This is a genomic window from Marinobacter sp. KMM 10035, assembly GCF_046537445.1.
In the GTDB taxonomy this organism is placed as follows: domain Bacteria; phylum Pseudomonadota; class Gammaproteobacteria; order Pseudomonadales; family Oleiphilaceae; genus Marinobacter; species Marinobacter sediminicola.
In genome coordinates this window covers 1,960,407-1,974,898 of record NZ_JBBVMG010000001.1, presented here as the reverse complement: position 1 = coordinate 1,974,898, position 14,492 = coordinate 1,960,407, and the positions used below count along the sequence as shown (strand labels likewise).

The window sequence follows — 14,492 nt, the reverse complement described above, 5'->3', positions numbered from 1 at the left end:
AGCCAGACATACCCAAATTCGCGCCAATTATAGAGTTTAAGGCAAGCTATTTCCACCTGAAACGAGAACGGGTTTGTACAGGATTGTAAACCTGCAACTACCGGCAACCGCTTACAAAAAAACCCGGCGACTTTCGACGCCGGGCTTGTGGAACTATCAACGCCAACTCAGGCGCATTCCGTCACTCGCGTGAGCGCTTCGGAAAGATGGGGTAGTCAATACCCGCCATCTGGTTTACCACACGTATCACCTGAGCACTGTAGCCAAATTCGTTGTCGTACCAAACGTACAGAATCAAGCGCTTACCCCCGGCAATCGTGGCTTGAGCATCAACAATGCCAGCATGTCGGGAGCCAACAAAGTCCGTTGAGACTACTTCCGGAGAGTTCACGAAATCGATCTGCTTCTGCAGCTCTGAGTGCAAAGCCATCTCGCGCAGATAATCGTTCACAGTTTCCACATCGACCTCTTTCTTGAGATTGAGGTTCAAAATTGCCATGGAAACGTTCGGCGTAGGAACACGAATAGCATTACCTGTGAGCTTGCCTTTCAGCTCGGGAAGGGCTTTGGAAACTGCTTTTGCGGCGCCTGTCTCGGTAATTACCATGTTCAACGCAGCACTGCGGCCACGACGACTGCCTTTGTGGTAGTTATCGATCAGGTTTTGATCGTTGGTGTAAGAGTGGACAGTCTCAACGTGACCATCTTCAATGCCGTATTCGTCGTAAATTGCTTTCAGCACTGGCGTGATTGCATTGGTGGTACAGGAGGCTGCCGACAGAATCTTGTCTTCGTCAGTGATCCAGTCGTTGTTGATGCCGTAAACGATGTTCTTGATATCACCTTTGCCCGGTGCGGTCAGAATAACGCGGCTAACGCCCTTGGACTTGAGGTGCAAGCCAAGTCCGTCTTCATCGCGCCAAATACCAGTGTTGTCCACCACGATGGCGTTATCGATGCCATACTGAGTGTAATCCACCTGATCGGGGCCATTTGAGTAGATCACCTTGATGAAGTTGCCGTTAGCAATCAGCGCAGACTGCTCTTCATCAACACGAATGGTGCCATTGAAAGGACCATGTACAGAGTCACGACGCAGCAGGCTGGCACGCTTCTCAAGATCGTTCTCAGCGCCACCCTGGCGAACCACTATGGCACGCAAGCGAAGGTTGTTACCGCCGCCCGCTTTCTCAATCAGAATGCGAGCGAGCAAGCGTCCGATACGGCCAAAGCCATAAAGCACGACATCTTTGGTGCCGTTGCTGGCGTCTTCTTCAGACTGCACAGAATACTGGCCAGCCACTGATCCGATTTCATTTTTTACGAACTCGGTAAGATCACCGCCCTGCTCTTTGAACTTTACTGCCAGCTTGCCGATGTCAACGTGCGCACGCCCAAGCTCCATCTGATCCATAATCTGCAGGATTGGCAAAGTATCGTTCACAGACAGTTCGTTGTTCTCTACCTGACGCACATATCTGTGGGCGCGGATAATGTCGATTACCGACTGATTGATAATGGCACGGCCATATACCGAGGTAACAACGTTATTCTTACGGTATAGGCGGCCGATCAGCGGAATCATGGCCTCCGCTTTGGATTCTCTGTCCATCCAGTTGGATAGGCACTGATTTGTCTGTTCGTGACTCACGGTAGGGACCCCTGTTTCGCACGTGGTAATAATTCAGGTCGGGCATTATCCAACTTAAACCAGCTAACGGCAAATACGAACTGGCACGGACCTCTTAGACTTACCGCCATGACACTGACATCCAGCGGCGTTAGAATAGCCGCCTCACCGGCTCCCCAACCCCCTTCAGCAGGAGAACACGACTGCCCATGAATCAAGGTGCCCCCACTTCCGCTTCGCCGCAAACATTGATTGCGCCGCCATTTCCTGAAAAGTCGGCCGATCACCGCATCTGGGGACAGTTGCATGGCAGCAGTAGTGCTCTGGCTATCTGTGAAAGCGCCAGAGCACACAAAGGGCTTACCTTGGTGATCACCCGCAGCACAGCCGAAGCCAATCGGTTGGAGCAGTCCATGCGCTTTTTTCTGGGCTTGCCGCCGGAAGAAGACGGAGCCACGATTACCGAGGACGGCCTGGAGTTGCTGTCTCTCCCAGACTGGGAAACCCTGCCCTACGATCTGTTTTCACCGCATCAGGACATAACCTCACGGCGCATTCGCACCCTGCACCGTCTGCCGAGCACTCAGCATGGGCTTATCGTGGTGCCTGCCCGCACCCTGATGCACCGCCTGCCGCCGGTCAGCTACCTGCAGGGCAACACTCTGTTACTGGAAACCGGGCAATCGCTGGATCTCGACAACTGGCGTCTTCAGCTGGCTACTGCCGGCTACCGGCATACCGAAAACGTATACGAACATGGTGAGTATGCGGTGCGCGGCTCGATTCTCGATATATTTCCCATGGGCTCCAACCTGCCCTATCGGATCGACCTGTTCGATAACGAAGTAGAAACCCTCCGCACGTTTGATCCGGAAACCCAGCGCTCCATCGACCGGATTGAAAGCATCGAACTTTTGCCCGCCTATGAATTCCCGTGGCACAAGGAAGCCCGCTCAGCCTTTCGCGGACGCTGGTTTGAACAGTTTCCAAATGCAGACAAAGACTCCCCTATTTATCAAGACGTGAGCCACGGCATTACACCGCCGGGGATCGAATACTATTTGCCGCTGTTTTTCGACCAAACCGCCACACTGTTTGATTACCTGCCTGCCACCACACAGGTGTTCACCTCCAAAGGCCTGAACGAGGCGGTCAACCACTTTGATACAGAAACCCGAAATCGCTACGAAGATCGCCGCCATGACAGGCATCGCCCGATCCTGCCGCCTACCAATCTGTTCTTGCTGACCGATGAGCTGTTTGGCCACCTCAAGGCCTTCCCGAGGGTAACCATGACCCCGGAAACAGCAGAGGGCGGCGGCGCGGTAAATTGCCTCAGCGAAGCGCTACCGGATATCGCCATGAGTGCGCGGGCCGCCGACCCTGCTGGCCGCTTGAAGCGCTTCATCACTAGCTTTGCCGGGCGAGTGTTGATTTGCGCGGAATCGTCTGGTCGACGCGAAGCCTTGATCGACAACCTGAGCGAGCACCAGCTTCGGCTGCAAGCATTTGAAAACTGGCAGGACTTCCTGGCCGACAAGAAATGCACTCTGGGCATCACCGTCGCCCCGATGGAGCAAGGATTGGTGCTGCCTGAGCACCATCTTGCACTGATCACCGAAACCGCCCTGTTCGGCGAACGTGTGTTACAGCGTCGCCGCCGGGATAAACCGACAGAAACGAATGATGACGGCTACCGTGATCTGTCTGAATTACGCACCGGCTCGCCTGTTGTTCACATCGATCACGGCGTGGGCCGGTACCTTGGGCTGGAAACCATTACAGTAGAAGGGGAAGCCAGCGAGTTTTTGATGCTCGAATACGCTGGGGGATCCAAGCTTTACGTACCGGTATCCAGTCTACACTTGATTTCCCGCTACGCTGGCGCAGATGCGGAGCATGCCCCCCTGCACAAACTGGGCACCGAGCGCTGGAGCACCGCCAAACAAAAAGCACTCGAAAAGATCCGTGATACCGCAGCTGAGCTTCTGGATGTTTACGCTCGTCGGGAAGCCCGTAAAGGCTTCGCCTTTGAAGATCCCAAGGAAGCTTACCGTGCATTTGCCGCAGGCTTCCCATTTGAGGAGACACCCGATCAGCAGATGGCTATTGAAGCTGTTTTCGAGGATATGACCAACGACAAGCCCATGGACAGGCTGGTCTGTGGAGATGTCGGCTTCGGAAAAACAGAAGTCGCCATGCGCGCCGCCTTTATGGCGACCTGGTCAGGAAAGCAGGTTGCCGTGCTGGTGCCCACAACCCTGCTGGCGCAGCAGCACTATGATTCCTTCCGCGATCGTTTCTCAGACACCCCGGTCACTGTTGAACTTCTGAGCCGGTTTCGCAGTACAGGCCAAACCACCAAGGCCATGGAAGCCATTGAGACCGGGAAAGCCGATATTGTTATAGGCACTCATAAACTGCTTCAAGGCGACATCCGATTCAAAAATCTTGGGCTGGTAATTATTGATGAGGAACACCGGTTTGGCGTCGGCCAGAAAGAAAAGCTAAAAGCGCTTCGCGCAGAAGTAGACATGCTGAACCTTACGGCAACGCCCATTCCCAGAACGCTGAACATGGCCATGGGGCACTTGCGGGATCTGTCCATTATTGCCACCCCTCCAGCACGGCGCCTGTCGGTGAAAACCTTTGTGCGCCAGCGGGACGATGCAATGGTGAAGGAAGCCATCCTGCGTGAAGTTCTCCGTGGTGGCCAGGTGTACGTTCTGCACAACGACGTTTCCAGCATCGAAAAAACCGCCGAAGATCTGCGGCGCCTGGTGCCAGAAGCTCGAGTAGGTGTCGCTCATGGTCAGATGCGGGAACGGCAACTCGAAAACATCATGTCGGACTTCTATCACAAGCGCTTCAACGTGCTGGTGTGCACCACCATTATTGAGACCGGCATCGACATCCCCAGTGCCAACACCATTATTATCGAACGCGCAGACAAATTCGGCCTGGCACAGCTGCACCAGCTCCGTGGCCGGGTTGGCCGCTCCCACCACCAGGCCTACGCCTACCTGCTGACGCCACCACCTAAAGCCATAAGTGCGGACGCCAGAAAGCGGCTGGAAGCCATTTTCGAAGCCCAGGATCTTGGCGCCGGCTTTATGCTGGCGACCCATGATCTTGAGATTCGTGGTGCTGGCGAACTTCTGGGCGACGAACAGAGCGGGCAGATAGAAAGTATCGGCTTCACTTTGTACATGCAGCTGCTGGACGAAGCCGTAAAAGCGATTCGGGAAGGCCGCACACCCAATGCTGAACTGCCCTTAAGCCACGGCACGGAAATGAACCTGCGCATACCCGCGCTGATTCCGGAAGATTATTTACCCGATGTTCACAACCGACTCATGCTCTACAAACGCATTGCCAGCGTGAGCGATCGCGAAGGATTAAAAGAACTTCAGGTTGAAATGATTGACCGCTTCGGATTATTACCGGAACCGGCAAAGAACCTGATGCGGCAAACCGAGCTAAGACTACAGGCAGAAGCGCTTGGAATAGTGAAAGTAGACGCTGGAAAGGAGTGGGCTCGCCTTGAGTTTGGCAACTCCACCCCGGTAGATCCTCTTGTGCTGATTAAAAAAATGCAATCCGCACCGGACGCCTATCGCCTTGAAGGAGCCAATAGCTTCCGTTTTCGGCTGAAGGAGACCTCAACCAGTGGTAAACTCGACGGCATTTCCGCAATGCTGGGTGAACTTCTGCCCGCAAAAAGCGCGGCTACCGCCTGATTATTGCCTGAATAAACGGGCCTGAACAAAACTGGAGCATTCTCTTGCAGACTGATGGTAATCGCTTGTGCCGGCTTTGGGCACACACACTACTGACGGCCGTTCTGGCAGCAACTTCTCTGGCAAGCCATGCCCAGCAAACGCCCAACGACTATTACCGGGCAGAGTTCGTGATCCTGGAACGCATCATCGACCCGGGCGCAGTAAATGAGCGCATGGCCACTCGCAAAGTCGAAGCGCCGGTGGACACTGGTAAAACCCTTTACAGCGTGGCTGCAGGCGGCGCCAGCAGCTCATCCCTAAAACTCGCAAACCGCACCCAACTTCACCTGGGCAACGCGGCAAACCGACTTGAAAACAGTGGCCGCTATCGGGTACTCATGGCGGCGGGCTGGTACGAAGCTTTCCCGCCAGACTATAAAGGCCAACCTCTACGAGTTGAGATAGGAGAATGGCTGGAACAGGCTGGCCAGAGAGCAATCGAAGGGCACATTACCATCGACAGGCAGCGCTACCTCCACGTTGCGGTTCATTTGAACCATTGGCAGCAAGGGAAGATTGCCGCTCCTGCAACCGAAGCGGTCAGGGCGGACGAAACCAAAAGCGAAAACAATCTGCCCGAGGGTGCGGAAACGGGCGCCATACCGGTTGCGGCAGGCACAGGCTTGGAAGTTCAGCCAGACATACCGTTGGAACTGCTTACCTGGATTCGTGAAACTCGCAGGATGCGAAGTGAAGAAATCCATTTTCTGGACTCCCCCACTATCGGCGTTCTTGTGTTCTTCAAGAAGATTGAGGCAACACCCTAAGCTTACCAAGGCCAGCCATCGACACTTCAAGAATGCGTCTGACACCCGACATTCCCTGTTCGATGGCCGCTTCGATCTCAGCCATGGTAATAATGTGGTCTGACTTCCCGGCCGCCCAGTTAACCACCAGGCCCAAACACACATAGCGCATACCCAGTTCAGCCGCCAAGGCCGCTTCAGGCATACCGGTCATTCCAACCAGATCACACCCATCCCGCTCCATGCGCCGTATTTCAGCGGCCGTTTCCAACCTTGGGCCCTGAGTTGCACCATAAACACCAAACCCGGCAAATGGCACTCCCTGTGCTGATGCGGCTTGCATCATTATGTCCCGGGCTTCCCGGTCGTATGGCCAGGTAAAATCGATGTGAGTGACATGCTCCAGATCGCCCTCAAAAAAGGTCCCGGCCCTGCCCCAGGTGTAATCAATAATCTGGTCAGGGATAACCACGCAGGCCGGCCCCATATCCGGATGTATCCCGCCGACCGCATTCACTCCGATAACAGTGCGGACACCCGCGTCGTATAGTGCTTTTATATTGGCCCGGTAGTTCACTTCATGGGGCGGAATCCTGTGAGGATTGCCGTGTCTGGACAAAAACACCACAGGCTGGCCATCAAGGAGTCCGTCAGTCAGCACAGATGACGGAGCTCCCCAAGGCGTCTCAAGAGATCGTGTCCCCGTGATCGTCAGGCCTGCAAGGGTTGTCAGGCCTGTGCCACCAATAATGCCTACTACTCCACTACCGTCAGACATCAGTCTCCATCTCCTGCATCCAGGGATTGCTCACCCTCATCACCGGCTTGGGTATCGTGACGGCGACTGCGATCGCGCTTGCTACGTGTGCGTGTGTTTTGCGAAGAGCTAGCGGCATTGCTGGTATCCTCAGGATTTTCGTCACCCGCCTCATCACTTTCACGTTTTCCGTCCTGGTCTTTGCCAGCCTGCGCAGGCAAACGGTCATCGCCAAAATGTATGGTTTGTGTCGGGAAGGCTACCTGGCCACCATGACCCTCGATAACATCACTGATTTTCAGGAGCACATCCTGTTTAACTTCGTGAAAACGAACCCACTGGGTGGTTTTCGTGAAGGCGTAAACCATAATATCCAGGGATGAATGACTAAACGCCAAAAAGTTGACAATCAACGTTTGCTTGCTGTCAATGTCTTCATGCTTTTCAAGCATTGAGCGGATATCTGAAACGATAGTAGCCATTTGGCTGACATCGGCATAACGGATACCGATAGTTTCGGAGATGCGCCGGTTGGTCATTCGCGAGGGATTTTCTACTGCGATGGTTGTGAACGTGGCATTGGGAACATACAGAGGCCGCTTATCGAACGTTCGGATGGTGGTTACCCTCCAACCTATGTGCTCGACCGTACCCTCGATTGTACGATCGGGAGAGCGTATCCAGTCTCCAACCTTGAAAGGCCTGTCGAGATGGACGATAAAGCCCCCGAAGAAGTTTGCCAACAGATCCTTCGCCGCAAAACCCACAGCAATACCGCCCACACCACCAAAGGCAAGCACACCTGAAAGGCTATAGCCCAAAGACTGCAAGCTGATCAGCACGGCTGTAATAATAACGACCGCCCGGGAAAGCTTGCTGATGGCGTTAACCGTGGTGTAATCCATCGGCTTTTTCATTTTTACCGGAGAGACAACTATGTTCTCCAACTCTTTGATCAATCTGAGCAAAACCCAGACGAAGATAAAAATGAAGCCGACCTGCAGCAGGATCCCGTTGGCCTTGAATATCTCTGCTGACGAATAGTGATGCGCCACCTCTGCAGCCCAGTAGATCCCCTGTAACCATACAAATGCGACTACCGGTGCACGAGCGGCATGCAACAGGGCGTCATCCCAGATATTGTTGGTTTTGGCGAACCTGTTTTCCAGAGCTCCGATGATATGGCTGGCAACATAGGCAATCGTGGCCGTACCAAACACTAACGCAAACACCACAATGCTCACGCGCCATGCCTCAGACAGGACACCAAAGTTCTCGATCCAGCCATTAAGCGTGGACATCATTTCTCCGATCATCGGAATCCTCTAATCAGTTTTGTTAATCCGGGTTCAACGGATAGTAACCGGCATACCCGCATGGGCACAGCCAAACAGCTCAACCACATCCGCACTGCGCATACGGATACAGCCATGAGACAACGCCAACCCCATGGGCTCGGTATCAGGGGTACCATGTATGTATATAAAGCGGCGAAAGGTATCAACACCAGCACCACGATTCTTGCCTGACTCCAAGCCACATAGCCAGAGAATACGGGTCAGGATCCAATCTCTGGCAGGGTTGGCAGCCGCCAACTCCGCGCTGTAGATTTCCCCGGTAGGACGGCGGGCACGGAAAACTGTATCAGGAGGCAATCCGGCACCAATCATGGCACGGATGTAGTGCTCCCCCCTCGGGGTGCAACCGCTACCATCTTGCTCGCCCGCACCATTAAGGGCGGTAGACACCGGGTAACGGGCAATGGCGGAGCCGTGCTCATCACGCAGCGTAAGGATCTGGTCGTCCAGGCAGATGTCAATCGAACAGGCATTGCGGTTGTGGTGGCTCACAACGGTGTTGGCTCCCTCTGGAATTCAGAGGGAAGCCTAACCGAGAGGGTGCAGCTCAGGCAACCGGGATCTTGCTTTCAGCAGGGGGAGTCAGCACGGCATCCTGGGCTTGCATGCCGGCGGCGAGGAAGGGTACCAGGCGCGCAGCAATCTCCTGAACCGTAGTGTCCACACCCAGCTTGTTGCGCAAAATGTCCTGTAACGCATCGCTACTGGACATGGTAAAGGCCGTTGCACCCAGCATAAACTGAATGCGCCAGTATCGATCTACGGCAGAAAGTTGGGGAGTTGCTTCTTTCAGAAGCCGCATGAAACGGCTGAAAGGCTCACTGTATTCCTGCTCCAGGAATTTACGCAAATGCCCTTGCGACTGAGTGTACGCAAGCCCGAGCAGGCGCATAAAGATTGAAATGCCCTTTTCATTGCGCTGAGGCATGCGCACGGCGCTCTCTGTGAGAACCCACAGGGTTTGATTCAGGGTAGGTGGCTTGCCGTCGCACCGCACCTCAAGCTCATCAAATGCTTTTTCAAGCGTTGCGGAGAATGGGGTGAGAAAGCGGCCAAAAACAGCGTGTATCAGTGCATTTTTGGAGCCAAAATGGTAATTAACAGCTGCAAGGTTTACTTTTGCCTTGCTGGTTATCATGCGCAGAGACGTCTCTGAAAAACCACGCTCAGCGAACAGCTCTTCTGCAGCATCCAGAATTCGGTCAACAGTATCTGACTGGGCCATTTTGTTTTCAGTGCCTCTAGCAAACGTCTGTTTGAAACATACGTTTGAAGCACATTTATGTCAAGTTCTGTCCTCGGGCTGTGCCACGGCTGCCTGCCAGCCTTCGTCTATTGCTTTCTGGTTGCCCTCCAAAAATGCGGCCTGAACCCGACTATACGCCTTCTCCGCTTCAAGCAGATAAATCAGGTAGAGCCTCACATGCTCACGCCGGGACAGCGCCCGAGGTAGCGCTTTCTGTTCTGACAGACGCAAAAGGTTGCTGAACCGTGTGTTTTTCAGAGCGGGGTTATAGTCTGCCATGCGGGCACACTGCCAGATCAACCCCTCGTTGCCTTCAAGGTGTTCTGCGTGCTTTCGCGCATCACGCATCAGGCGCTGACGCTTGAGCAGCAAATCCAGGTATGAAGGTGCCGGTGTATACACGCGACGAACCACCGGAATTCCCAGCAGCACAATAATAACAAAGGCGCCAAACCCGCCGCCCGCAACCCAAGCAGGCACAAAGCCTGTCAGCCCACTGAGGAACACAACTGCCGCCACCAGCGCACTGAATACCCACAAATCCCGGTTCCGACGCGCCGTCGCAACCCTGAAATTATCAGGCCAATCACTCATCGCCAGCAACTCAAAATCCATCAGCAATACACGATCACACTGGCGCAGCATTAGCCTTAGCTTTCGCTGGCGTGATTCCGCCAGCACAGGCTCAGTTGCCTCAGGGGCTTCAGTACTACTGCCCTGTTCTTCGTCTGGTTGCTCCCTACTTTCACGGAGGTTTTCATTACTACCGTCCCCGACGGTGCCATGGCTAAGGTTTCGAGCCGCGGCAGCAACATTTTTCGGGTTATTCTGGCTTGCAGCCAACGCCACTTTCTCCGGTACAGGGTCAGCCGCACGCCCGGGTCTTAATACAGCTCCCTGAGCTGTTCCGGTTTGCGCCTTTGTCACGGTCTGATTCTGAGCCATCACAATTTATCCAATGCGTTAAAGAGCCTCCCTCAAGCGGCAGGTCTTATTAGGGCCGGTCTTATTAGAGGGTATCGACAGTGCTCGGTATATCTTGAGTCACGTGTTTTGCACGCACCTATTCAGGCAGAAGCATTTCGTCAAAAGCCCTCAAGCTTGGCAATAGCAACCTCGGTCGTTATCCTTCCCCTCCTATGCCGCACTCCGCTCGCCAATGAGGTCTGCTATGTTCACAGGTATTGTTCAAGGTATTGCTGTTGTGGAAGAGGTTACCGCAGCAACCGGGCTAAGCACCTTCGCTATCCGCTTGCCAGATAACAGCGCAGAGGGCGTCACCATTGGGGCCTCCGTGGCAATCAACGGGACTTGCCTCACGGTTACCAAGCAATCTGGCAACACGCTGTTTTTTGATGCCATGCAGGAAACTCTCAGGCTGACAACGCTCGGCAACCTGGTGTCTGGGCAATTGGTCAACTTTGAACGAGCCGCGCGTATCGGGGATGAGATCGGTGGGCACCTGCTCTCAGGGCACATACACACAACGGCAAACGTCGTCGAGATTCTACGGCCTGAAAACAATGTAACCCTGTGGTTTGAAGTTCCGGATCAATGGGCAGGTTACATTTTCCCGAAAGGCTATATCGCCATCAACGGTGCAAGCCTGACCATCGGTGAGGTCGACGGCAACCGGTTCAACGTGCACCTGATACCTGAAACCCTGCGGGCCACCACCTTTGGTGAAATAGAAGAAGGCATGACGGTAAATATCGAGATCGACAGTCAAACACAAACCATCGTGGATACGCTTGCGCGTCTGGGGTATGACCGGCCGGCCTCACCAAGGTAAAAACCCGTCGCTCAGCCGCGGCAGGCTTCGAAGACAACAAATTTGGGGTTAGCGTCGAGCTGACGCACTTGGGGAAAGTATCGGCGCAGGCTTTTGTGATATCCCAAGTGCCGATTTCCTACGATGACCAAACGGCCAGTATCAGACAGGTTCTGCGCCGCCTGCTCAAACAACCTCAAGGCGATATGGTCTCCCACCACACCGCCTTCATGAAAGGGCGGATTCAGCAGAATGCGATCAAATGAACCCCGATCGCCGGCAACGCCATCTGCGTGCAGGAATGTCGTCTTGGCATCCGGAAAGGCAGTGCTTACGTTACAGCGAGCACTCATGACAGCTTGGCTGGATACGTCACTGAAGGTCATTTCAATATCTGCCCGGCCCGCCAACACACTCAGCCCAAGAATGCCATTCCCGCACGCAAGATCCAGTACACGGGCACCCGGCGGGCAGGATTCAAGAGCGGGCTTCAGATGGGGCAGCATCAGCCGAGTGCCTATATCCAGCTTCTCCCGAGCAAATACCGCTGGCATGGCATCGACGCGAACACTCTGCGCTTCCAGCTCATAGCCCTTCCAGGTGCCATGCCAATTATCCAGCCTGACCTCGCCTTCGCTGCAGGTAATCAGCCGAGCTTTCTTTACCGCCCTGCCTACCTTCTCAACATTCACCGTTCTGGCAAAAACATCCACACTGCGATCAGGAAGATGCTTGATCATTCCTGCCGCCAGTATGACCCCGTGTTGCTTAAGCGCACCATTGGCCCAACGCAGCAGCCAATCCAGATAGTCGGCTTCACGGGGAATCTTCAGCAGAATCAGATCATAGGTATTAACGGGTGGCTGCATCCAGCTGAACACCTGCTCTGGAACAGTACAATCGGGGTTCAGGGCTGCATTCAACACCAATGCAGAGCGAAGTTGAGCGCTATCAGCTACCGAATCCGGAGAGAATGGAGACAAACCTAACGTCAAGGCACCGTATTGATCATCAATAACCAACACCCGCGAATCAGGCGCAATGGCCAAACGCCCAAACGCCTCCTGTAGCAGCAATTCGTCAGCAGAGCTCCAGGCTCGCAGGCTCGGATCATCCGTGCCAGGGCGGCTGAGGGTCAGGCTACCACCAGGAAAGTCCAGCACTGCGGTTGTCATATCAGGCATCCAGAGGGGATTCGTGTAAAACACGCCATTTTAGGCTGATTACTCTAGAAAATAACCCTATTGTTTATTTTGTTCACTTTTAAGAAGACCCTCAGCACGAGGGTTTGTCTTAAACACATTCTCGGTTAGCTCCATTTTTTGGGAAGCGAACCCTTTGCCCCTCACCCCAGGGGCTTTTTTCGTTATTGCCCCCGGAAAGCACGGTAAACAGTGAAGCGCCCATCTTCGCGCAGGCGCTCAACTCGACCTATGTGCCGCTTGATCAACGCTTCGTAGGGCAGAAAACTGTTGGCCACCAACCGCAATTCACCACCCAGCTGCAAATGCCGCTTCACATCCTGAAGAAACTGCTCTGTCATGGAGGTGTCGGTTTTTACACCGGTATGGAAGGGAGGGTTACTGATTACCCCGGGCCAGAGGCCGTCAATCCCAGCCAGGCCATCAGAGGCGAAAATGGTGCCATCGGAACGGTTGCGCTGGTAGGTTTCCCTTGCGCAGATAACTGCCTGCGATTGGACATCCACACCATCGATACTGGCAACCGGAACTTGCCTCGCGGCCTGCCAGGCTTGAATCCAGGCACCAATAACACCTGCACCACAGGCAAAATCGAGCAGCCTGTCTGCCCGCACTGGCTGTTCTGCCAGAGTTTCCAGCAGCATGCGTGTTCCATTGTCGAGGCCATCCTGACTGAATATCCCGGGTAATCCGGCCACCTCAATGGAGATTCCTGAACATTCAACGGTGCTCCAGCTCAACCAGTCCTGAGCGCGAAATCCGGGAACCGGCTCAACCGATTCTGCACTCCAGACCTGACAATGGCGTGCGCTGTCTGCCTTTGATGCCTGGGGCGCAACCGCTTTAAGCTGTTTGATGGCACCCGCTATGCCTTCTTTTTTCTCGCCGACCAATATCAATCGTGCATTGCCTGCCGCCAGAGAACGGGCCAACGCAAGGCGCATTTCCAACTCGGCACGGGCTTTGGGCAAAAACACCACGATGCTGTCATAGCTGCTGTCAGCCAGCACCGGATCGTCATAACCAAAGGCAGCTTGCCAGCCATCATGGCGCTCCAGCGCGCGGAAAACACCCGCGTGCTCGCTCATGGCAAGGCCGCTAAAAGGAAGGGCTGGCAGCAAATGTGCCGATGAGACACCTAACAAAGCCAGCCGGCCGGACAACAGGTGCTGGTTTTTAAGCAGCGCCTGGTGGGAATTAGGTAAGCCGGAGCCAGTTATACTCTGCATGAATTGGGTGATGCCGTTTTGCGGTGAATACTAGACTTGTTTCTGTCGGCCAGAGCGCACAGGGCGCAAGACCAGCTCGTCCAGACTGTTCTGCTTGATCTGTTCCCAGTCCTGAGCCCCGGAAACAGATAGGCCCATATCCCGGAGTATGCCGTCTGCCAGATCATATACGAAGCCGTGAACGTTCAGCCGTTGGCCGCGCTTCCAGGCTTCCTGAACAATGCTGTTCTGGCACACATGCCCAACCTGCTCAATAACATTCAGTTCACACAGCCGATCAGCCTGATCATTCTCGTTACTACAGGCACTGAGTACAGACTGATGACGATCCCGAATATCCTGCACATGCCTAAGCCAGTTACCAATGAGACCAAAGCCCTCATTGCGTAGAGCTGTTTTGATGCCGCCGCAGCCGTAATGGCCGACCACAAGCACGTGCTTGACCTTCAACACCTCGACGGCGAACTGCAACACTGACAGACAGTTGAAATCGGTATGAACGACGACGTTAGCAACATTCCGATGCACAAAGAGCTCGCCCGGTGGCATGTCCACTATCTGGTTGGCAGGCACTCGACTATCGGCGCAACCAATCCAGAGATACTCAGGGGCCTGCTGATTCGACAAGCGATGAAAAAACTGCGGATCATCGGCTCTGATAGCGTCAGCCCAAGCCCGGTTTTTTTCAAGAAGATGGTCAAGTTGACCCATTAACAGACTCCGTTTCGTGATTCCCGATGGTGATTGAACGGGAATCACGGCTTCAACGCA

12 protein-coding genes are annotated in these 14,492 nt (G+C 54.3%); 3 read left to right on the top strand and 9 right to left on the bottom strand.

Annotated features, from left to right (window positions below; genetic code table 11):
- Positions 1–181 precede the first annotated feature (181 nt).
- A complete protein-coding gene (locus AADB16_RS08875; protein ID WP_309043474.1) occupies positions 182–1,612 on the bottom strand; it encodes a glyceraldehyde-3-phosphate dehydrogenase in 1,431 nt (476 codons plus the stop codon).
- A 227-nt stretch (positions 1,613–1,839) separates the two neighbouring features.
- Between AADB16_RS08875 and mfd the strand changes: the two genes are divergently transcribed.
- Both mfd and AADB16_RS08865 read left to right on the top strand, forming a co-directional pair.
- Positions 1,840–5,370 (top strand): transcription-repair coupling factor, encoded by a 3,531-nt coding sequence (gene mfd / locus AADB16_RS08870; RefSeq protein WP_410802740.1) that lies wholly within the window; start codon positions 1,840–1,842, stop codon positions 5,368–5,370.
- 44 nt (positions 5,371–5,414) lie between these two features.
- On the top strand, positions 5,415–6,179 hold the full coding sequence (locus AADB16_RS08865) for a CsiV family protein (protein WP_410802738.1): 765 nt from the start codon (positions 5,415–5,417) through the stop codon (positions 6,177–6,179).
- Here AADB16_RS08865 and AADB16_RS08860 read toward each other — a convergent pair.
- The 5 genes from AADB16_RS08860 to AADB16_RS08840 all read right to left on the bottom strand — a co-directional run bounded on the left by AADB16_RS08860 (position 6,154) and on the right by AADB16_RS08840 (position 10,464).
- Positions 6,154–6,936 (bottom strand): S-methyl-5'-thioinosine phosphorylase, encoded by a 783-nt coding sequence (locus AADB16_RS08860; RefSeq protein ID WP_410802736.1) that lies wholly within the window; start codon positions 6,934–6,936, stop codon positions 6,154–6,156. The genes AADB16_RS08865 and AADB16_RS08860 overlap by 26 nt on opposite strands.
- Positions 6,936–8,231, bottom strand: a complete 1,296-nt coding sequence (locus AADB16_RS08855; RefSeq protein ID WP_309043093.1) for a mechanosensitive ion channel family protein — start codon at positions 8,229–8,231, stop codon at positions 6,936–6,938. Before AADB16_RS08855 ends, AADB16_RS08860 begins: the two co-directional genes overlap by 1 nt.
- A gap of 33 nt (positions 8,232–8,264) precedes the next feature.
- A complete protein-coding gene (locus tag AADB16_RS08850; RefSeq protein WP_309043473.1) occupies positions 8,265–8,729 on the bottom strand; it encodes a L,D-transpeptidase in 465 nt (154 codons plus the stop codon).
- Between the two features lie 91 nt (positions 8,730–8,820).
- Positions 8,821–9,498, bottom strand: coding sequence for a TetR/AcrR family transcriptional regulator (locus AADB16_RS08845; protein WP_309043092.1), 678 nt, complete (start codon positions 9,496–9,498; stop codon positions 8,821–8,823).
- 60 nt (positions 9,499–9,558) lie between these two features.
- Positions 9,559–10,464: a hypothetical protein gene (locus tag AADB16_RS08840; RefSeq protein WP_410802734.1), complete on the bottom strand. Its 906-nt coding sequence runs from the start codon at positions 10,462–10,464 to the stop codon at positions 9,559–9,561.
- Between the two features lie 226 nt (positions 10,465–10,690).
- Between AADB16_RS08840 and AADB16_RS08835 the strand changes: the two genes are divergently transcribed.
- Complete coding sequence (locus AADB16_RS08835) at positions 10,691–11,311, top strand: riboflavin synthase subunit alpha (RefSeq protein WP_309043089.1); 621 nt, start codon at positions 10,691–10,693, stop codon at positions 11,309–11,311.
- An 11-nt stretch (positions 11,312–11,322) separates the two neighbouring features.
- Here the strand turns inward: AADB16_RS08835 and AADB16_RS08830 are convergent, their stop codons facing one another.
- The 3 genes from AADB16_RS08830 to can all read right to left on the bottom strand — a co-directional run bounded on the left by AADB16_RS08830 (position 11,323) and on the right by can (position 14,432).
- Positions 11,323–12,465, bottom strand: a complete 1,143-nt coding sequence (locus AADB16_RS08830) for a class I SAM-dependent methyltransferase (protein WP_410802732.1) — start codon at positions 12,463–12,465, stop codon at positions 11,323–11,325.
- 191 nt (positions 12,466–12,656) lie between these two features.
- The gene (locus tag AADB16_RS08825) at positions 12,657–13,721 is read right to left on the bottom strand and encodes a methyltransferase (RefSeq protein ID WP_410802730.1); all 1,065 of its coding nucleotides are present in this window, start codon (positions 13,719–13,721) and stop codon (positions 12,657–12,659) included.
- A gap of 30 nt (positions 13,722–13,751) precedes the next feature.
- A complete protein-coding gene (gene can, locus AADB16_RS08820) occupies positions 13,752–14,432 on the bottom strand; it encodes a carbonate dehydratase (RefSeq protein ID WP_410802728.1) in 681 nt (226 codons plus the stop codon).
- Positions 14,433–14,492: the final 60 nt, after the last annotated feature.

Excerpts from the sequence above, each read along its gene's own strand:
- AADB16_RS08825 (WP_410802730.1), bottom strand. The coding sequence starts at position 13,721 with ATGCAGAGTATAACTGGCTCCGGCTTACCTAATTCCCACCAGGCGCTG.
- AADB16_RS08830 (WP_410802732.1), bottom strand. The coding sequence starts at position 12,465 with ATGACAACCGCAGTGCTGGACTTTCCTGGTGGTAGCCTGACCCTCAGC.
- AADB16_RS08875 (WP_309043474.1), bottom strand. The coding sequence starts at position 1,612 with ATGGACAGAGAATCCAAAGCGGAGGCCATGATTCCGCTGATCGGCCGC.
- AADB16_RS08840 (WP_410802734.1), bottom strand. The coding sequence starts at position 10,464 with ATGGCTCAGAATCAGACCGTGACAAAGGCGCAAACCGGAACAGCTCAG.
- mfd (WP_410802740.1), top strand. The coding sequence starts at position 1,840 with ATGAATCAAGGTGCCCCCACTTCCGCTTCGCCGCAAACATTGATTGCG.
- AADB16_RS08860 (WP_410802736.1), bottom strand. The coding sequence starts at position 6,936 with ATGTCTGACGGTAGTGGAGTAGTAGGCATTATTGGTGGCACAGGCCTG.
- AADB16_RS08855 (WP_309043093.1), bottom strand. The coding sequence starts at position 8,231 with ATGATCGGAGAAATGATGTCCACGCTTAATGGCTGGATCGAGAACTTT.
- AADB16_RS08835 (WP_309043089.1), top strand. The coding sequence starts at position 10,691 with ATGTTCACAGGTATTGTTCAAGGTATTGCTGTTGTGGAAGAGGTTACC.
- AADB16_RS08845 (WP_309043092.1), bottom strand. The coding sequence starts at position 9,498 with ATGGCCCAGTCAGATACTGTTGACCGAATTCTGGATGCTGCAGAAGAG.
- can (WP_410802728.1), bottom strand. The coding sequence starts at position 14,432 with ATGGGTCAACTTGACCATCTTCTTGAAAAAAACCGGGCTTGGGCTGAC.